The sequence below is a fragment of the Duganella sp. CF402 genome (assembly GCF_900109645.1).
Taxonomy (GTDB): domain Bacteria; phylum Pseudomonadota; class Gammaproteobacteria; order Burkholderiales; family Burkholderiaceae_D; genus Rugamonas.
Window position 1 is genome coordinate 242,566 of record NZ_FOBG01000001.1, and the last position, 18,469, is coordinate 261,034.

Consider the following 18,469-nt stretch of genomic DNA (forward strand, 5'->3'; position numbering starts at 1 on the left):
AAAGAAAAATCCCCGGCGTCCGAGAGGAGGCCGGGGATTTGGCTGGGGTTGCGCGAACTTAGCCGGTGTTGCGCAGGCCCGCCGCAACGCCGTTGATCGACAGGTGGATGCCGCGATGCACGCGTTCGTCCGCCTTGCTTTCGTTCGACAGCGCGCGGTGGCGCTTGATCAGCTCAACCTGCAAGTGGTTCAGCGGATCCAGATAGGCGAAGCGGTTCTGGATCGAGCGCGCCAGCAGCGGGTTGCCGGCCAGGCGCTCGCTGGCGCCGGTGATGCTTTGCAGGATGTCCAGCGTGTTCGCGTGCTCTTCGGTGATGCGCTTGAAGATGCGCTCGCGCAGTTCCTTGTCCTGCACCAGCTCGGCGTAGCGCGAGGCGATCGCCAGGTCGGTCTTGGCCAGCACCATGTCCATATTCGACAGCAGGGTGGCGAACAGCGGCCAGTGCTGGAACATGGATTGCAGTTGCGCCAGGCGCTCGGCCTTGTCGCCGTCGGCGATCCAGCCGCCGATGGCGCTGGCGAAACCGTACCAGCCCGGCAGCAGCAGGCGGCATTGGCCCCACGAGAAGCCCCACGGAATCGCACGCAAGTCTTCGATGCGCTTGGTCGACTTGCGCGAGGCCGGGCGCGAACCGAGGTTCAGCTCGGCGATCTCGGCGATCGGCGTGGCGGCGAAGAAGTAGTCGGTGAAGCCCGGGGTCTCGTACACCAGGTTGCGGTAGGCCTTGTAGGCGCGGTCCGAAATCTCGGCCATCACCGCTTCGAAGCTGCGCAGCTGTTTCTGGTGCGCTTCGTCTTCCGAGGCCGGCATCAGGCTCGCTTCCAGCGTGGCCGCCACCAGCAGTTCCAGGTTGCGGCGGCCGATGTCCTTGTTGGAGAACTTCGACGCGATGATCTCACCCTGTTCGGTCAGGCGGATCTGGCCGTTCACGGTGCCGTGCGGCTGGGCCAGGATCGCTTCGTACGACGGACCACCGCCACGGCCGACCGTACCGCCACGGCCGTGGAACAGGCGCAGCTTGACGCCGGCTTTCTCGAACACTTTGACCAGATGGGTTTCGGCCTTGTACAGCTCCCAGTTGGAGGTCAGGAAGCCGCCGTCCTTGTTGGAGTCCGAGTAGCCCAGCATGACTTCCTGGATCTGGCCCTGCTTGGCGATCAGTTCCTTCACCAGCGGGATCGCCATCACGGCTTCCATGATGCCGGCCGCGCGCTGCAAGTCGGGGATGGTCTCGAACAGTGGGATCACCATCAGGTCCAGCTCTTTTTCGGCGATGCGCAGCAGGCCCAGCTCTTTTTGCAGCAGCAGCACTTCCAGCAGGTCGGACACGGTCTCGGTGTGCGAGATGATGTAGTTGCGGATCGCGCGCGCACCGTAGCGGGCACGGATCTCGCGCGCCGCGCGCAGCACGCCCAGTTCGGACACGGTCTCGGCCGAGTAGCTCACGTACGGCGAATTCAGCAGGCGCGGTTGCGCCAGCTCGTTCAGCAGCAGCTTGACCTTGGCATCCTCGTCCAGCGCGGCGTAGTCGGCTTGCACGCCGGACTTGGCGAACAGCTCGCCCAGCACGCGTTCGTGGATGTCCGACGACTGGCGCATGTCCAGCGAGGCCAGGTGGAAGCCGAAGATATCGGCTGCGCGCTTCAGCGTGGCCAGGCGCGGTTGCACCAGCACGCCGCCGTGGTTGGCGTTGAGCGACTCGATCAGCACTTGCAGGTCGGCCGAGAACTCGGCGGCGTCGGCGTACGGCTCGGCGTGGCCGACTTCCTTGCGCAGGATGTTGGTCGCGCCCAGCGCGCGCGCGGTCGAGGCCAGGCGGGCGTAGATGCCGATCAGGGCGCGGCGGTATGGCTCGTCGGCGCGGTGGTCGGAGGTGTCCGGCGACTGGTCGGCCAGCGCTTGCAGCTGCGGCGAGCAGGCGATCATCAGGGTCGAGATCGACAGTTCGGCGCCCAGCGTGTGCGCTTCCTCGAGGTAGAAGTCGAGGATGGTGGTGGCTTGGCGCGTCAGCGCGTGCGACATGGTGTTGCCGTTCACATTCGGATTGCCGTCGCGGTCGCCGCCAATCCAGCTGCCCATCTGTACGTAAGGCGCGTTGATCTCCGCGCTCTCGCCGTAGTGGTGGGCGATGTCCTGCTCGATGTCATCGTACAACCCTGGCAGTTCGCGCAGGAAGGTGATGCGGTAGTAGGACAGGGCGTTTTCAATCTCGTCGGCCACGGTCAGCTTGGAGTAGCGCAGCATGCGGGTCTGCCACAGGGTGGCGATGCGCGCGCGCAGCAGGTGCAGGTTGGCGGCGCGTTCCTTCGGCGTCAGCGGCAGGTCGCGCTCGGCCAGCAGGCGCGCGATATCGTGCTCGGCATCGAGGATGGATTTGCGCTGCACCTCGGTCGGGTGGGCGGTCAGCACCGGCGAAATCAGCGCCTCCTTGAAGAAGGTCGACACCGTGTCGGCCTTCACGCCGGCCTCTTTCAGCTTGCACAGCGCGAAGTTGACGCTGCCTTGCTGCGGGTTCGAGCCGGCCAGCAGGTGGGCGCGGCGGCGACGGATATGGTGCTGGTCTTCCGCAATATTGGCCAGATGCGAGAAGTAGGAGAAGGCACGCACCACGGAAATCGTCTGTTCCTTGGTGAGGATCTTCAGCATGCCGTCCAGTTCCTTGGCGGCGCCGGCGTCGGCCTCGCGGCGGAAGCGCACGGCGGTTTGCCGGATGGTTTCGACCACGGCGTAGACTTCTTCGCCTTCCTGGTCGCGCAGTACGTCGCCCAGCAGGCGACCTAATAAGCGAATGTCTTCTTTCAGAGGCGCGTCTTTGTCTACGCCCGGTTGTTCAGCAGTGAGATGCGTTGCACTAGATTGGTTTGCCATGTGTTAAGCCACAAAGAGATAAATGTCGGTGCATGGGCTTGTGGCCCGGTTCTGCGAGAAGGTGAGCGTGCTAAAATTTGTGATCTTAAACACGCGCGTATTACTGGCTTGCGCCGGTCAGCGTCAGCTACAGCGAAAGAACTGGTTTTGAAAACATCCGAATTGGTACAAAATCCCCCGTCCAGATTGGTGATCGCCTCGCGCGAGAGCCGCCTTGCCATGTGGCAGGCGGAACATGTCCGCGAACGCTTGACAATATTATATCCGCAGTGCGATGTCAAAATTGTCGGAATGACGACCCGAGGCGATCAAATTCTGGATCGCACCTTGTCCAAAGTGGGCGGAAAAGGCCTGTTTGTTAAAGAACTTGAAGTGGCAATGGCCGAGGGGCGCGCCGATCTGGCGGTGCATTCGCTCAAGGATGTGCCGATGGAATTGCCGGAGGGCTTTGCGCTGGCCGCTGTACTGGAGCGCGAAGATCCGCGCGATGCGTTTGTCTCCAACGATTATGCTTCGCTGGGTGAGCTGCCGGCCGGCGCCGTGGTCGGCACCAGCAGCCTGCGTCGCCAAGCCTTGATCGCGGCGCGCTACCCGCATCTCGTCATCAAACCGCTGCGTGGTAATCTGGATACACGTCTGGGCAAGTTGGACCGTGGCGACTATGCCGCCATCATCCTGGCCGCCGCCGGTCTCAAGCGCCTGGGGCTGCCGCAGCGCATCCGCGCCTTGCTCGATCCTGCCGACAGCTTGCCTGCCGCAGGGCAGGGCGCGATGGCAATTGAAATCGCCGAACGCAATGATGGCGTCGACCTGATGGCCATTCTCGCGCCGCTGAACCACGAAGCCACCGCGCAAGCCGTTACCGCCGAGCGCAAAGTCTCCAAAGTATTTGGCGGCAGCTGCCAGGTGCCGCTGGCGGCGTTCGCCACGACCGATGCCGGCAGCATGCACCTGCGCGCGATGGTCGCCACGCCGGACGGCACGCGCATCGCCAGCGCCGAAGTGCGCGGCGCCGCCGCCGACGCCGAAGCGCTGGGCGCGCAAGTGGCCGAGCTGCTGCGCGCGCAAGATGCGGAAGACATCCTGTCGTCCTGCCTGAGCGAAGCCGCCCAGGCCGAAGCCGACGCCCGCTCGGCCTCGCTGGCCGCCGACGCTGCCGCTGCTGCTGGCTCCGCTGCCGCTGGCGCCGCATCCGCCAAGCCGGCCGCCTGACACCGGGATGACCGGCGCCGTCGTCATCACCCGTCCATTGGCGCAAGCCGCGCCGCTGGCGGAGCGCGTTGCCGCGCTGGGCCGCACGGTGGAAGTGCTGCCGCTGCTGGAGATCTCGCCGCTGCCCGACCAGTCGGCATTGCTGGCCGCGCTGGCCAAGCTGGACCAGTACGCGCTGGTCGCCTTCGTCTCGCCCAACGCCATCGACGCGGCCTTCGCCCACATCACTGAATGGCCGGCTGGCGTAACGGCCGCCGTAGTAGGCGAGGGCAGCCGCGCCGCACTGGCCGCGCACGGCGTGCCGCACATCGTCAGTCCAGGAGACGCCGCCCAAAGCGACTCCGAACACCTGCTGCAAACGCTGGACCTGCAAGCCTTGAGCGGCAAGCCAGTCCTCATCATTCGTGGCGACAGTGGCCGCGAGCTGATGGCCGACGGCCTGCGTGCCGCCGGCGCGCTGGTCGACGTGGTGCCGGCCTACCGCCGCGCCGTGCCCGAGCTGACGCCCGGACTGGCCGCCACCCTGCGCCGTTTGCTGGCGCAGCAAAACGACTGGATCATCACCAGTTCCGAAGCGCTGCGTGGCTTGTGCGGCCTCCTGCGTCAGTTGGACTTGCAACACCCTGACGCGATGCAGCACAATAGCGTTGTAGTCATGCAACAGCAGCACTTGATTGTGCCGCATGCCCGTATTGCCGAAACGGCAAATAATTTAGGATTTTCCAAGCTAACGCTGACAGGATCAGGCGACGAACGCCTGCTGGCCGCGTTACAATCATGCCTATGAACGATTTGCCTACCTTACCTGATCCAGCGGTTTCGTCCGCGAAGCCCGCCGAGACCCCGCCAGCGTCGCCGCCTGCGCCGCCAGCGACGCCTGAACCGAGTTTGCTCGAAACTCTGCAGCAGCCGCAAATGCTGCTGGTGGGGGTAATCGTGCTGACCATCCTGCTGGCCGGCCAGACCTGGTCGTCGCACGCGCGCGTCAACAAGCTGCGCGAGGAAATGGCGCTGCGCCTGCAGAAAGGCGACGCCACCAATGCCGACACCGGCAACCTGGTGCGCAGCGTGCAGGAGAGCACCAAGGAGCTGCAAGCCAAGGTCGCCCTGCTGGAAAGCAAGCAGCAGGAAGCGCAGAGCCAGCAACTGGCGCTGGAACAGCTGTACCAGGATCTGTCCAAGAACCGCGATGAGTGGGCGCTGACCGAGATCGAACAAGTGCTGTCGACCGCCTCGCAGCAGCTGCAACTGGCTGGCAACGTGCCGGGCGCGCTGATCGCGTTGCAAAACGCCGACCGCAGCCTGTCGCGTTCGGACAAGCCGCAATTCATCACCATCCGTCGTGCCATCGCGCGTGACACCGACAAGCTGAAAGCGCTGCCTAGCGTAGATTCGGTCGGCGTCGCCCTGCGCCTCGACAACGCCATCGCGCAAATCGACACGCTGCCGATGCTGGCTGATGAGAAGCCGACCCTGCCGGCGCCGCCAGAGAAGAAAGCCAAGGCCAAGGTCGTCCACGGCAAGGATGGCAAACCGGTCAAGCAAGAAGAAACCACCAGTCCGTGGCTGCAAGCATTGCAAGACGGCTGGAACAGCTGGAGCAGCGAGATGTGGACCGACGTGCGCCAGTTGATCCGCGTGCGCAATGTCGATACGCCGGACGCGCTGATGCTGTCGCCGACGCAGGCCTACTTCCTGCGCGAGAACCTCAAGCTGCGCCTGCTGAATGCGCGCATGGCGCTGCTGTCGCGTAACGAAGGCGCCTTCCGTGCCGACCTGATCGCGGCGCAGGAAGCGCTGGTCAAATACTTCGACACGCGCGCCCGTTCCACCCAGACCGTGCAGGCGCTGCTGCGCCAGGTCCAGAGCAGCAACCTCGCGATCGAGATGCCGACCCTGTCCGACAGCCTGAACGCTGTGCGCAATTACAAAGCGAAGCCATAGTATGCGTTTATTCCTCTGGTTAGTCGCCATGATGGCCGCCGCCATCGGCATTGCCGTGACGGCGCGCTTCAATCCGGGCAATGTGGTGCTGTTCTATCCGCCGCACCGCATCGACCTGTCGCTGAACTTCTTCGTGGTGCTGGAAGTGGCGTTGTTCGCCTTCCTGTACGTGCTGATCCGCGCCTTCCGCGCCACCATCAAGATGCCGGGCAAAGTGGCCGCGTATCGCCAGCACAAGCGCGAGCGCGATGGCAACAAGGGCCTGCGTGAAGCGCTGAAAGCCCTGTTCGAAGGCCGCTTCGGCCACGCTGAAAAAGCCGCGCTGCGGGCCTCGGAACTGCCGGAAAACGTCGGCGTGGCCGCGCTGATCGGCGCCCGCGCCGCGCACCGCATGCGCCAGGCGACACGCCGCGACCAGTGGCTGAACAAGCTGGTCGGCGACAACAGCATGAAGACCGCGCGCCTGATGACCACCACCGAACTGCTGGTCGACGACCATCAGCCGGAGCAGGCGCTGGAAGCCGTGCGCGAGCTGAACACCAGTGGCACGCGCCACATCCACGCCTTGCAGATGTCCTTGAAAGCGCAGCAGCAAGCCAAGAACTGGCCGGAAGTGCTGCGCCTGGTGCGCTCGCTGGACAAGCACCGCGCGCTGCATCCGGCCCTGTCGTCGCGCCTGCGCGAGCTGGCCTATGACGATATGCTGTCGGACGCCAGCCACGATGCCGAGTCGCTGCTGCGCGTGTGGTCGACCGTGCCGAATGCCGACCGCATCAAGCCGTACGTGGCGTGCCGCGCCGCGACCGCGCTGAACGCGCGCGGCCTGCATGATGAAGCCCGTGTGGTGGCGGAAGAATCGCTGGCCGCCGACTGGGACGACCGCGTGGTGCGCGCCTACCGCGAAGCTGCCGCACCGGCCGGTTCGCAAGCGCTGCTGATGCAGATCGAGCATTGCGAGAACTGGGCCAACGCCCGCCCGACCGACGCCGAACTGGCGCTGACTTTGGGTTCGCTGTGCCTGAAACAGAAACTGTGGGGCAAGGCCCAGCGCTACCTGGAGCAAGCGCTGTCGGACGCTTCCGATCCACGCATGGTGCGCGAATCCCACCTGAAGCTGGCGCAGATGCACGAAGCGCTGGGGCAGGACGCCGAAGCCGCCAACCACTACCGCCAGTGCGCACTGGCGACGATCCTCTAATCAGCAGGCCGGTCTTTACCGGCCTGTGTTCTGTCAGGATGGTTTTTCTTCATGTAGCGCTTCACCAAAAAAATTGTCACTGCACAGGTGATGAGATGGACCACTCCAACGAGGTAGACATAGATATCCAAGGGCTTCATTCAGGCCTCCGTCCCGCAATTTGGAATAGCAGCAAGCCAAGTACTCCCGACGCAATACAAAGCACTATGCTTGTTGATAAGACGGCCGGAACCTTAATTAGTTCCGTATTTCGTTCACCGAGAATGATGAGAGTGTAGAGTACCCCGTAGCACATGATGAACAAGCTAGTTACGCTGTTAAGGAGAGCCCGAAGTGCTTGCTCTGGTATTAGCAAGTGCTCGGTCTCGTTGAGGATAGAGACGTGAATTACCAGTCCAAGCGTAATGAAATCGGGTGCGGCAAGGGGATGGACCTCGCCACTGGAGGTGGTGGCCCACATCAATAGTCGGGCAAGTACAGGGATCAGGCCGACCAGCAAAGTTTGGATCAGCCATTTGTTGTTTGAGGAAATCATGAGCGGGTCTCCGCGCGCAGTGCTAAATCTTCAGTGTAGGTTTGGCACTATGCGAGATGTTGAGGCCGCTCAACGGTGCACGCACTGCTCAAGGCCGTAGTTGCCTCCTTTGAATTCGGGTTCGTAGTAGTACTTGTTGAAGGTCCACTTGCCGCCGCGGTTTATCACGAAGGTGGCGAGGCCGGTGCCGTAGTCTTTGGTCGACTGGTCGGCCAGTGCGAAGTGGATCGCCATCTGATTGCCGCTCGCCGCCGCCTGGCCCGAATACACGCCGTAGCCCGGCACTTCCAGTTTGAAGCTGTAGGCGTTGTGCGATTTGATGCTTTGCTCTTGCACCAGCTGCAGTGTGACGGTGCCGGTGTATTTGCCTTCGTGATGGTCGTCGCCGGTGCAGTCGTAGACGCCGCTGTAGTCAGGCTGGGCGGCGTGCGCGCCGCCGGCGGCCAGCGCGAGCGCCAGCACGGTCAATAATTTTTTCAAGTGATGCTCCCGTAGTTTTTACGCAGGGTCGGATTCTACAGGGAAGCCTTCGAGTTTCCAGCGCAGCATGCCGCCGGCGAGGTTGGCTACTTTGCTGAAGCCGGCTTTGGTCAGCAGCACGCTGGCTTGCGCCGAGCGTACGCCGGAGCGGCAGACTGCCACGATCGGCTGTTCCTTGTCGAACTCGCCCATGCGTTCGGTCAGTTGCGACAGTGGCACCAGCGTGGCGCCGCGCACGTGGCCAAGGCGGTCGATGAATTCCGGCGCTTCACGCACGTCCACCACTTGTACCTTGCCGTGCAGCTCCAGCAAAGCCATCGGCTCGATTTCCCACACGCCGCTGAAACGCAAGGTCAGCGGCGCCCAATCCGGCGTGTCGGTCGGCGCGTCGCCTTCCGGCTGACCGCTGCGCAGGTTGGCCGGCACCGCCACCGCCATCAATTTCGGATGCGGCAGGTTGAGGTTGTTCATGTGGCCGGTGAAATCGCCCACGTCGACATCGCCGCCCAGGCGCGGGTTGTAGCGCCGTTCTTCCGCCACGCTGGTCACGGTGATGCCGCGATAATCATGCGCCGGATACAGCAGGCACGCAGGCGGCAAGCTCAGGATCTGTTCATGCACCGAGGCGAACAACTGCTGCGGGCTGCCTTGCTGGAAATCGGTGCGGCCGCAGCCGCGAATCAGCAGGCTGTCGCCGGTGAAGGCCATGCTCTCGTCATCCAGCACATAGGTCAGGCAGCCGCTGGTATGGCCCGGGGTGGCGCGCACACCGAGCGTGCGGCCGCCGAAGCGGACCGAGTCGCCATGCCGCAGCGGCGTGTCGACGCCGCTGGCGCCGGCCACCGCCGACAGCGCGATCTTGCTGCCGCAGCGCTGTTGCAAGCGCCAGGCGCCGGTTACGTGGTCGGCATGCACGTGGGTGTCCAGCGCCGCCACCAGCTTCAGGCCCAGCTCCTGCAACAGCGCCAGGTCGCGCGGCACTTGTTCGTAGACCGGGTCGATCAGCACCGCCTCGCCGCCGTCACCGAGCAGGTAGGTGTAGGTGGAGGAGGTTGGATCGAACAGTTGGCGGAAGATCATAATTCGTTTTCTGAATAAGGCAATGCCTCATCATAACAAATGTTCACGGGTGTTGCGCCGCACAAGCAGGCTGTAGTTCGTTATAATATTGCGGTTAAACACCGCCTGCATATAAGGAAATCCCATGAGCTTGAACAAAGTATCTTCCGGCAAAGACCTGCCGAACGATTTCAACGTCATCATCGAAATCCCGATGAATGCCGACCCGATCAAATACGAAGTCGACAAGGAATCGGGCGCGATCTTCGTTGACCGCTTCATGGGTACCGCCATGCACTACCCATGCAACTACGGCTACGTGCCGAACACCCTGTCGCTGGACGGTGATCCGGTCGACGTGCTGGTCATCACCCCATTCCCGCTGATCCCAGGCGTGGTGGTGCGCTGCCGTCCTATCGGCGTGCTGAAAATGACCGACGAATCCGGTGAAGACGCCAAAGTGCTGGCCGTGCCGGTCGACAAAGTACTGTCGATCTACAGCCACTGGCAGAAGCCGGAAGACCTGAACGAACTGCGCCTGCGCCAGATCCAGCACTTCTTCGAGCACTACAAGGATCTGGAAAAAGGCAAATGGGTCAAGATCGACGGCTGGTACGGTCCGGAAGAAGCCAAGAAGGAAATCCTGGACGGCGTCGCCCTGTACGAGAAAGACGCAGCAGGTAAATAATGCTGAAAGCCCCGCAAGGGGCTTTTTTTTTATGCCGCGCGTCGTGGTTCGCCGGTCGCCGCTTCGGCCTCGCGGCGCAGGCGCGACATGTACTGCGGCGTGATGCCGAGGTAGGATGCCACTGCGCGCTGCGAGATGCGCGCTTCCAGGCCCGGATACTCTTCGCGGAAGGCCGCCAGCCGTTCCTGCGCCGAGGTCTCGCCATTGCTGTAGGCGTGTTGGGCCAGCGTCTGCAGGCCGTGCATGGCGATGTTCAGGTGGTACTGCTGCATGCCTTCGTCCTTAGAACGTAGTTCGGACGCCAGCTTCCAGTCGAAGGTGAAGCCGTGGATCGGCGTTTCCGCGATCAGGAACTGTACCGCCGGCTGGCCGGTCTCGCCGTTGATCAGGTCGGTCAGGGTGGTGGCCGATTCGCCCTCGCGGTAGAAGCGCAGGGTCACCTCCACGCCATCGCGGTTGAAGAAGCCGCTGCGCACCACGCCGCTGGCCACCCAGTACACCTGCGTGGCCGGCACGCCGGCGCGCTGCAGGTATTCGCCTTTGCGCACATGGAACGGTTTGGCGATGGTCGCCAGGATGTTCGTGACGTTGTTGTAGGACTCTTCGCTGACGTCGATCCGCTTCATCGTGGCGGATTTGAAGCGGTTACGTTGTTTTATAAAATCTGCATTCATGCTCTTTATGCCACATTCTCCCAAAGAAACAGGAGTATTGTAACCCCATACGGGTTTCCCTTACTGTTTTTTGAAAGGAATATGCTCGGCAAGTTCCTCTAGATATTCATCCATGGCCGCCGTTTCCTGCGTCAGGAAGTCGCCGATGGCGTCCGCAAAGCGGGGATCGGCCACCCAGTGGGCCGACCAGGTCGCCGTCGGCACCAGCCCGCGCGACATTTTGTGGATGCCCTGCGCGCCGCCCTCGAAGCGCGCCAGGCCGTGGCGGATGCAGTAGGCGATCGATTGCACGTAGCAGGTTTCAAAGTGCAGGCCGGAGACAAATTCCTGCGTGCCCCAGTAGCGGCCGTACATGACGTTGCCGCCGACCAGATTGAGCGCCACCGCCACCGGCGTCTCGCCGCGCTTGGCCAGCACCATCATCAGGCTGTCTGGCGTTTCCGTGAGCAGGCGCTGGAAGAAGGCCAGCGACAGATAGGGCCGGGAGTAGTGCGCCTCGTAGGTCGAGACGTAGCACTGGTAGAAGAAACGCAGCACTTCCTCGGTGATCGCGCTGCCGGCCAGGTGCTCAAAATGGATGCCGGCGTCTTCCACACGCTTGCGGTCCTGGCGCAGCTTCTTGCGCTTTTCCATCTTCATGCTGGCGAGGAAAGCGTCGAAATCGGCGTAATCCTGATTCTCCCAGTGGAACTGCACGCCTTCGCGCAGCATGTAGCCGGCCTCGGCCAGCGCCTGCCGGTCTTCATCGGCGGGGAACAGTATGTGCAGCGAGGACGTGCCCAGCTGCTGCGCCACTTGCAGCGCGGCCTGCGCCAGCAATGCGCGGTCTTCGGCCGTGCGCGCCAGCAGCCGGCTGCCGGTCACCGGCGTGAACGGCACCGCCGACAGCAGCTTGGGGTAGTAGGGGATGCCGTTGCGATGGAAGGCGTCGGCCCATCCCTGGTCGAACACGTACTCGCCCCGGCTATGCGCTTTCAGGTACAGCGGCATGGCCGCATGCAACTGGCCGTCGCGCTGCAGGATCAGGTAGCGCGGCGACCAGCCGGTGTTGGGCGCGGCGCATCCCGTCTCGTGCAGCGCATGCAGGAAGGTGTAGCTGAGCGTGGGATGGTCGCCGGCCAGCGCCTGCCACTGGGCCGGATCGATGTCCGCCAAGGTATCGATGATCGTAAACTCTGCTGCCGCCACACTGCCTCCATGCTGAATGTTGTGCCAGTCTAGCGCATGCGGCGCGGCTTTGCCCGTGCGATAATTTGATTTTGCGATCGCTAAAGAGCTGACATGGCCTCGAACTTCTTCAATCTGTACACCCACGACTTCGCCCGCGTCGCCATTGCCGCGCCGGTGTGCCGCATTGCCGATCCCGCCTACAACGCCGAGCAGACCATCTTGCTGGCCGAACAGGCGGCGGCGCAGGGCGCAGCGCTGGTGGCGTTCCCGGAACTGGGCCTGTCGGCCTACACCTGCGACGACCTGTTCCACCAGCGCGCCTTGCTGGACGGCGTGCTGGACGGTCTGGCCGCCATCCTCGACGCATCGCTGCAATGGAAGATGGCTATCGTGGTCGGCGCGCCGCTGCGCGTGGAGCACCAGCTGTACAACTGCGCGGTGGTGATCGCCAACGGCCAGATCCAGGGCGTGGTGCCGAAAAGCTACCTGCCCAACTACGGCGAGTTCTACGAGGCGCGCCAGTTCAGCAGCGGCGACTACGCCACCGCCACCGAGATCGACCTGCTCGGCGAGCGCGTGCAGTTCGGTTCCGGCCTGCTGTTTGAAGTGGGCGACCTGCCGATGTTCAAATTCCACGTCGAGATTTGCGAGGACGTGTGGGTGCCGATTCCACCGTCGTCGTTTGCGGCGCTGGCCGGTGCGACTGTGCTGGTCAACCTGTCGGCCTCGAATGCGCTGGTGGGCAAGGCCAATTACCGCAACCAGCTGGTGGGCCAGCAGTCGGCGCGCTGCATCGCCGCCTACCTGTACACATCGGCCGGCGGCGGCGAGTCGAGCACCGACATGGCGTGGGACGGGCAGGGCGTGATCTACGAGAACGGCGAGCTGTTGGCCGAGCCGAAACGCTTCATCGACGAGTCGACCCTGACCTTTGCCGATATCGACCTCGAACGCCTGTCGCGCGAACGCATGCGCATGAATACGTTCGCGCAATCGGTGCAGCGCCATGCGGCCGAAGTGGGCAAGTTCCGCACCGTGTTCTTCCATCTCGAAATCGAACGCGAGCAGCCGCTGGCGCTGAAGCGCTGCGTTGAGCGCTTCCCTTACGTGCCGGCCGATGCGCGCCGCCGCGACGACCGCTGCAACGAGGTTTATAACATCCAGGTGCAGGCGCTGGCGCAGCGCCTGACCAACAGCGGCCTGAAAAAAGTGGTGATCGGCGTCTCGGGCGGCCTCGACTCGACCCATGCGCTGCTGGTATGCGCGCGCGTGATGGACAAGCTCAAACTGCCGCGTACCAATATCCTGGCCTACACCATGCCGGGCTTCGCCACCAGCGAGCGCACGCTCAAGCAAGCGCATGCTTTGATGAAGCTGGTCGGCTGCACCTCACAGGAAATCGATATCCGCCCAAGCTGCCTGCAGATGCTGAAAGACCTCGGCCATCCGTACGCCGAAGGCAAGGAGCAGTACGACATCACGTTTGAAAACGTGCAGGCCGGCGAACGCACCAATCACCTGTTCCGCCTGGCGAACCACAACGCTGCGCTGGTGATCGGTACCGGCGACCTGAGCGAACTGGCGCTGGGCTGGTGCACCTACGGCGTGGGCGATCACATGTCGCACTACAACGTCAACGCCAGCGTGCCGAAGACGCTGATCTCGCACCTGGTGCGCTGGGTCGCCGAGTCCGGCGTGATCGGCCGCAACGATGCGCAAGTGCTGCTCGATATCCTCGGCACCGAGATCAGCCCCGAGCTGGTGCCGGGCACCGCCGACGGCCAGCCGGAGCAGCGCACCGAAAGCACCATCGGCCCGTACGAGCTGCAGGACTTCAACCTGTACTACGTGCTGCGCTTCGGCTTCAACCCGTCCAAGGTGGCGTTCCTGTCGCACACGGCGTGGAAGGACAAGGAGCAGGGCCGCTGGCCGGACGGCGATCACGTCACGCGCAACCAGTACGATTTGAAAGCCATCAAGAAGAACCTCGGCATCTTCCTCGACCGCTTCTTCCGCACCAGTCAGTTCAAGCGCAGCTGCGTGCCGAACGCGCCGAAGGTAGGCAGCGGTGGTTCGCTGTCGCCGCGTGGCGACTGGCGCGCGCCCAGCGATGCCCAAAGCGTTGTATGGTTGGAGGAATTAAGCGCCATTCCGGTGCAAGAGTAAATGAATAAGCTTATGCGAATGGACAGCGCGCGCCTGTCGATTACAATAAACCTTTAGTTCACAGGAGAAGTCATGAAACAGATCACCGCTGTAATCAAGCCGTTCAAACTGGATGAAGTGCGCGAAGCGCTGGCGGAAGTCAATGTCACCGGCCTGACCGTCACCGAAGTCAAAGGCTTTGGCCGCCAGAAGGGCCATACCGAACTGTATCGCGGCGCTGAATACGTGGTCGACTTCCTGCCGAAAGTGAAAGTGGAAGTGGTGGTCGACGATGGCGTGGCCGAGCAAGTGGTGGACGCCATCATCAAGGCTGCGCGCACCGGCAAAATCGGCGACGGCAAAATCTTCGTGCAGAACGTTGAGCAAGTCATCCGTATTCGTACCGGTGAAACTGGCGCCGACGCTGTCTAAGCTAAGTCGTTTTTCGCCTTACTCAAAAATGCCGGTTTATCCGGCATTTTTTTTATATCCTTGCTTGGTTATATTAGTTCGCAGTTTGTAGGTCGTTTCGTAATATAGACACACTGTCCATTCCGTGAGAGCTGTGTCATGACCCAAACCAAGAAGATCGTCGCACTGTCCCTGCTGTCCCTGGCCGCCAACTTGAGCGCGGCGCCTAGTGTCTATCCAACCGGCGTGACGCGCTACGATACCGCCACCGCCTACAACAGCTACACGCTCTTCAGCGGACAGGACAAGAAGACCCATCTCATCGACATGAACGGCAACGAGGTGCATCGCTGGGACGCCGAAGGCTTCCCGCCGGTGCTGCTCGATCCGGCCCTGACCGGCGGCCAGCGCGGCAATGTGCTGGTGCAGCTGTCCAGCGTGGCCGGCACCTCCAACGAAGGCAATGGCCTGCGCAATCAAGCGATTGGTGAGCTGGACTGGAACAGCAATGTGGTGTGGCAGTGGGGTGCCGCCGGTAGTGCGCAAGACGCCTACGCCGCGCCGGTAGAGGGCAAGGCCAACGCGCAAGTGCCGGGCGGCAGCGCCAAGCAGCACCACGACTGGCGCCGCCTCCCGAACGGCAATACGCTGGTGCTGGCCAACCTGGTGCATCCGGTAGCGGGCTTCGCCGCGCCGCAAGTGCTGGATGATGTGATCTATGAAGTTAACAAGAAGGGCGATATCGTCTGGAAGTGGGTGGCGTCCGAGCACCTCAATGAATTCGGCTTCACGCCGGCCTCGCTCAAGCTGGTGAAGGAGGGCCTTTCGCCACGCGGCAAGAGCGCGCCGTTCGACTACCTGCACGTCAACAATATGTCCGTACTGGGTCCTAACAAGTGGTTCGATGCAGGCGATCAGCGCTTCCATCCGGATAACGTCCTGATCGACTCGCGCGAAGCCAATTTCATCGTCATCATCGACAAGAAGACTGGCAAGGTGGTGTGGAATCTCGGCCCTGATTATCCGGCGCAAGTGCGTGGTCCGCGTGTGCTGCCGCGCGCGGTGGATCAGATCGTCGGCCAGCATGATGCGCATTTGATCGAGCCGGGCCTGCCCGGCGCTGGCAACATCCTGGTGTTCGACAACCAGGGCGAGGCCGGCTATCCGCGCGTCAGCGTCGGCGTGCAGCCGCGTTCACGCGTGCTGGAGATCGATCCGATCAAGAAGCAGATTGTCTGGGAATACACCGGCGGCGATTCCAACGGGCCGGAGTGGGGCTTCTACAGCTCTTTCATCAGCAGCGCCCGCCGCCTCCCTAACGGCAATACCCTGATCGATGAAGGCATGAACGGCCGCATCTTCCAGGTCACGAACAAAGGCGATATCGCCTGGGAATACATCAGCCCGTACTTTGCAGCGACGCCAGTGGCCGGCGCCGGCAAACCGGTGCTGAGCAATTGGTTGTACCGCGCCCAACCGGTGCCGTACAACTGGGTGCCGGAAGGCACACCACGTTCCGAAAAAGCGGTGACCCCGCCGGAACCAGGCAAGTTCCGCGTCGCCACGAACTAAACGCTCACGCCTCTTAAAACTATAAAACGCGCCGGCCTCCAAGCCGGCGTGCGGGATCCCTTACACTTTTTTTCGGACAAATCATGCAACAGAAAAAACTCGCAGTCGCCATCGCAGCGGCTTACGGCATCGCCTTCGCTTATGCGCCGTCGGCGCACGCGCAAAACGCCGCCGCGCTGGCCGTGGCCGCTATTTCCGATACCGCAGTTGGCGCCGCTTCGGCGGCCGCGCCGGTTGCCGCCGCAGCCGCCGCTGCGTCGGGCGCTGAGCTCGCCGCCGAGGCCGCACAAGAGGGAGCCGGCTCGGCCGCTGTCGCCGCCGACGTGTCGCAAGTAATCGCCAGCGTTACCGTGTCGACCCGCCGCCGCAACGAGACTTCGCAAAGCGTCCCAACCAGCATGAGCGTGCTGGATGATAAATCGCTGGAAAACAACCGCGTCTACCGCGTGCAGGATTTGCAGCAACTGCTGCCTAGCACCACCGTCAACTTCGTGCACGCCCGCCAGCTGAGCTTTGCTGTGCGCGGCCTCGGCAACAACACCGCCAGCGACGGCCTCGAAGGCAGCGTCGGCCTGTACCTCGATAACGTCTACCTGGCCCGTCCCGGCATGGCCGCGTTCGATGCGCTGGACGTGCAGCAGTTGGAATTGCTGCGTGGCCCGCAAGGCACGCTGTTCGGCAAGAACACCACCGCCGGCGTGTTGAACATCACCACCAAGCAACCGACCTTCCGCAGCGAGAACAGCGCGTCGCTGTCGGTGGGGCAGGATAAATACGTGCAGGGCAAGGCCAGCATTTCGGGCGCGTTCTCGGACACGCTGGCGGGCCGTTTGTCGGTGTACAAGACGCACGAAGGCGGCTATATCAAGAACGTCTACAACGGCAAGGACGTGCAGGGCGGCGACCGCCAAGGCGTGCGCGCACAACTGCTGTGGGAGCCTAACGACAAGGTCAGCGCCCGCGTCATCGCCGACTACAACGAGGAAGATTCCAACAACGGCACGATGGTGTTGTACAGCGTCGGTCCGACCGGCAAATGGCTGACGCAAGCCGCTGCCGTCGGCGCGCACGCGATCTACAATCCGGGCGCTTACCAGGTCAGCCTCGACAGCGGTTCGCACGTCAGCGTGCACCAGGGCGGCCTGTCGACCGAAGTCAACTGGAAGCTCGACAACGACTACAAGTTCACCTCGATCAGCGCGTTCCGCTTCTGGAACTTCACCCCGCGCAACGATGACGGCCTCGACGTGCCGATCATCCTGAACATCGGCGCGCTGGCGCGCCATCGCCAGTTCACGCAAGAGCTGCGCCTGGCCACGCCGCAAGGCCGCGAACTGGAATCGGTGGTCGGCGCGTACTACTACTATCAGAACCTCGACAACACCAACTTCAGCTACAACGGCCCGCTGACCGACAAGTTCAACGGCACGCCGAACGGCGCGTGGGCCAACCTGACCAGCTTTGCCGATGGTCACCTGCGCGTCAACAGCTATGCCTTGTTCGGCCAGTCGATCTGGCATATCGATCCGAAGTGGGATCTGACCGCCGGCCTGCGCGCCACCTATGAAGACAAGCGCGCCTTCGAAATCCGTTACGCTCCAACCGGCGGCGTGCCCGTCACCGGCGCAGCGCTGGCTTCGCGTAACGCCCGCTACGGCGCCTTCAACTCCGGCGATATCAAGCTGAACAACCTGAGCCCATCCGGCCTGGTAACGCTGGCCTACAAGATCGACACCGACGTGCTGGGCTACGCCACCTTGTCGCACGGCGAAAAATCGGGCGGCATCAACCTGACTGTGCCGGGCGCGGCCGGCGTCGCCTCGCTGAAGATCGACAACGAAAAAGCCAACAACGCCGAACTCGGCATCAAGAGCAACTTCTGGGAGCGCCGTGCGCAGATCAACGCCAGCGTGTTCGCCAACGTGGTGCGCGGCTACCAGAACAACGCTTACGATCCATCCACGCTGTCGTCCTACATCACCAACGCTGGCGACGTGCGCAGCCGTGGCGCGGAACTGGAGACGACGTTCGTGCTCGCACGCGGCTTCTCGCTGGGCGCCAACACCGCTTTCAACGACGTGAAATACCTGAAGTACGCCAACGCGCCATGCCCGCCTGAAATCACCGCGACCTCGTGCAACCTGTCGGGCCGTGCCGCGCTGGTCAACGCGCCGCGCTGGACCAGCAGTCTGAACGCACAGTACGCCACCGCCGTGGCCGATGGCGTGGAAGGCTACTTTAACGCCAACACCTCGTACCGCACCGAAGTGTTCGGCACGCTGGACGCCTCCAAATACGCCAAGATCCCGGCGTATGCGCTGACCAACCTGTCGGCTGGCGCGCGCTTCAAGGCTGGTGGCGCCAAATGGGATGTATCGTTGTGGGCCAAGAACGCGTTCGACAAGCTGTACTACACCAGTCTGTGGAACAGCAGCTTCGGCGCTTACAACGCCGTGATCGGCACGCCGCGCACCGTGGGCCTGACCGCCAAAGCAGATTTCTAAACAGGAGA

General features: G+C 62.9%; 15 protein-coding genes. 9 read left to right on the forward strand and 6 right to left on the reverse strand.

What is annotated here, in order from left to right; translation table 11 throughout:
• Nucleotides 1-58: 58 nt before the first annotated feature.
• Nucleotides 59-2,869, reverse strand: coding sequence for a phosphoenolpyruvate carboxylase (gene ppc, locus BMZ70_RS01165; protein WP_092268891.1), 2,811 nt, complete (start codon nucleotides 2,867-2,869; stop codon nucleotides 59-61).
• Between the two features lie 162 nt (nucleotides 2,870-3,031).
• Here ppc and hemC point away from each other — a divergent pair, with 162 nt between their 5' ends.
• From hemC to BMZ70_RS01185, 4 genes are read left to right on the forward strand one after another with little or no spacing between them, the layout of a single operon-like run.
• On the forward strand, nucleotides 3,032-4,081 hold the full coding sequence (gene hemC, locus BMZ70_RS01170) for a hydroxymethylbilane synthase (RefSeq protein WP_092268893.1): 1,050 nt from the start codon (nucleotides 3,032-3,034) through the stop codon (nucleotides 4,079-4,081).
• A gap of 7 nt (nucleotides 4,082-4,088) precedes the next feature.
• Nucleotides 4,089-4,868 carry a uroporphyrinogen-III synthase gene (locus tag BMZ70_RS01175; RefSeq protein WP_092268895.1) on the forward strand — a complete coding sequence of 260 codons (780 nt, stop codon included), beginning with the start codon at nucleotides 4,089-4,091 and terminating at the stop codon, nucleotides 4,866-4,868.
• Nucleotides 4,865-6,025 (forward strand): uroporphyrinogen-III C-methyltransferase, encoded by a 1,161-nt coding sequence (locus tag BMZ70_RS01180; RefSeq protein WP_092268897.1) that lies wholly within the window; start codon nucleotides 4,865-4,867, stop codon nucleotides 6,023-6,025. The genes BMZ70_RS01175 and BMZ70_RS01180 overlap by 4 nt, the downstream gene beginning before the upstream one ends.
• A gap of 1 nt (nucleotide 6,026) precedes the next feature.
• Complete coding sequence (locus BMZ70_RS01185) at nucleotides 6,027-7,223, forward strand: heme biosynthesis protein HemY (RefSeq protein WP_092268899.1); 1,197 nt, start codon at nucleotides 6,027-6,029, stop codon at nucleotides 7,221-7,223.
• A gap of 136 nt (nucleotides 7,224-7,359) precedes the next feature.
• Here the strand turns inward: BMZ70_RS01185 and BMZ70_RS28240 are convergent, their stop codons facing one another.
• The 3 genes from BMZ70_RS28240 to BMZ70_RS01200 form a co-directional block, all read right to left on the reverse strand.
• Nucleotides 7,360-7,758, reverse strand: coding sequence for a hypothetical protein (locus BMZ70_RS28240; protein WP_092268900.1), 399 nt, complete (start codon nucleotides 7,756-7,758; stop codon nucleotides 7,360-7,362).
• A 69-nt stretch (nucleotides 7,759-7,827) separates the two neighbouring features.
• Nucleotides 7,828-8,238 (reverse strand): hypothetical protein, encoded by a 411-nt coding sequence (locus BMZ70_RS01195; RefSeq protein WP_175500745.1) that lies wholly within the window; start codon nucleotides 8,236-8,238, stop codon nucleotides 7,828-7,830.
• A gap of 18 nt (nucleotides 8,239-8,256) precedes the next feature.
• Nucleotides 8,257-9,318 (reverse strand): MBL fold metallo-hydrolase, encoded by a 1,062-nt coding sequence (locus tag BMZ70_RS01200; protein WP_092268904.1) that lies wholly within the window; start codon nucleotides 9,316-9,318, stop codon nucleotides 8,257-8,259.
• 124 nt (nucleotides 9,319-9,442) lie between these two features.
• Here BMZ70_RS01200 and ppa point away from each other — a divergent pair, with 124 nt between their 5' ends.
• On the forward strand, nucleotides 9,443-9,985 hold the full coding sequence (ppa, locus tag BMZ70_RS01205; protein ID WP_092268906.1) for an inorganic diphosphatase: 543 nt from the start codon (nucleotides 9,443-9,445) through the stop codon (nucleotides 9,983-9,985).
• A gap of 29 nt (nucleotides 9,986-10,014) precedes the next feature.
• On the opposite strand, the gene BMZ70_RS01210 is transcribed toward ppa, so the two are convergent.
• The gene (locus tag BMZ70_RS01210; protein ID WP_229205241.1) at nucleotides 10,015-10,659 is read right to left on the reverse strand and encodes a Crp/Fnr family transcriptional regulator; all 645 of its coding nucleotides are present in this window, start codon (nucleotides 10,657-10,659) and stop codon (nucleotides 10,015-10,017) included.
• Nucleotides 10,660-10,719: 60 nt separating this feature from the next.
• On the reverse strand, nucleotides 10,720-11,847 hold the full coding sequence (locus BMZ70_RS01215) for a GNAT family N-acetyltransferase (RefSeq protein ID WP_092268908.1): 1,128 nt from the start codon (nucleotides 11,845-11,847) through the stop codon (nucleotides 10,720-10,722).
• A gap of 93 nt (nucleotides 11,848-11,940) precedes the next feature.
• Here BMZ70_RS01215 and BMZ70_RS01220 point away from each other — a divergent pair, with 93 nt between their 5' ends.
• The 4 genes from BMZ70_RS01220 to BMZ70_RS01235 all read left to right on the forward strand — a co-directional run bounded on the left by BMZ70_RS01220 (nucleotide 11,941) and on the right by BMZ70_RS01235 (nucleotide 18,461).
• Complete coding sequence (locus BMZ70_RS01220) at nucleotides 11,941-13,995, forward strand: NAD(+) synthase (RefSeq protein ID WP_092268909.1); 2,055 nt, start codon at nucleotides 11,941-11,943, stop codon at nucleotides 13,993-13,995.
• Nucleotides 13,996-14,067: 72 nt separating this feature from the next.
• Complete coding sequence (locus BMZ70_RS01225) at nucleotides 14,068-14,406, forward strand: P-II family nitrogen regulator (RefSeq protein ID WP_008447011.1); 339 nt, start codon at nucleotides 14,068-14,070, stop codon at nucleotides 14,404-14,406.
• A gap of 138 nt (nucleotides 14,407-14,544) precedes the next feature.
• Nucleotides 14,545-15,957, forward strand: a complete 1,413-nt coding sequence (locus BMZ70_RS01230; RefSeq protein ID WP_092268911.1) for an aryl-sulfate sulfotransferase — start codon at nucleotides 14,545-14,547, stop codon at nucleotides 15,955-15,957.
• Between the two features lie 83 nt (nucleotides 15,958-16,040).
• Nucleotides 16,041-18,461 (forward strand): TonB-dependent receptor, encoded by a 2,421-nt coding sequence (locus BMZ70_RS01235; RefSeq protein WP_130300952.1) that lies wholly within the window; start codon nucleotides 16,041-16,043, stop codon nucleotides 18,459-18,461.
• The last annotated feature ends 8 nt before the right edge of the window (nucleotides 18,462-18,469 follow it).

Bases quoted from the DNA above. Each gene is read 5' to 3' on its own strand.
- ppc (WP_092268891.1), bottom strand. From the start codon at position 2,869: ATGGCAAACCAATCTAGTGCAACGCATCTCACTGCTGAACAACCGGGC.
- BMZ70_RS01175 (WP_092268895.1), top strand. From the start codon at position 4,089: ATGACCGGCGCCGTCGTCATCACCCGTCCATTGGCGCAAGCCGCGCCG.
- BMZ70_RS01180 (WP_092268897.1), top strand. From the start codon at position 4,865: ATGAACGATTTGCCTACCTTACCTGATCCAGCGGTTTCGTCCGCGAAG.
- BMZ70_RS01185 (WP_092268899.1), top strand. From the start codon at position 6,027: ATGCGTTTATTCCTCTGGTTAGTCGCCATGATGGCCGCCGCCATCGGC.
- BMZ70_RS28240 (WP_092268900.1), bottom strand. From the start codon at position 7,758: ATGATTTCCTCAAACAACAAATGGCTGATCCAAACTTTGCTGGTCGGC.
- BMZ70_RS01200 (WP_092268904.1), bottom strand. From the start codon at position 9,318: ATGATCTTCCGCCAACTGTTCGATCCAACCTCCTCCACCTACACCTAC.
- ppa (WP_092268906.1), top strand. From the start codon at position 9,443: ATGAGCTTGAACAAAGTATCTTCCGGCAAAGACCTGCCGAACGATTTC.
- BMZ70_RS01210 (WP_229205241.1), bottom strand. From the start codon at position 10,659: ATGAATGCAGATTTTATAAAACAACGTAACCGCTTCAAATCCGCCACG.
- BMZ70_RS01220 (WP_092268909.1), top strand. From the start codon at position 11,941: ATGGCCTCGAACTTCTTCAATCTGTACACCCACGACTTCGCCCGCGTC.
- BMZ70_RS01225 (WP_008447011.1), top strand. From the start codon at position 14,068: ATGAAACAGATCACCGCTGTAATCAAGCCGTTCAAACTGGATGAAGTG.
- BMZ70_RS01230 (WP_092268911.1), top strand. From the start codon at position 14,545: ATGACCCAAACCAAGAAGATCGTCGCACTGTCCCTGCTGTCCCTGGCC.
- BMZ70_RS01235 (WP_130300952.1), top strand. From the start codon at position 16,041: ATGCAACAGAAAAAACTCGCAGTCGCCATCGCAGCGGCTTACGGCATC.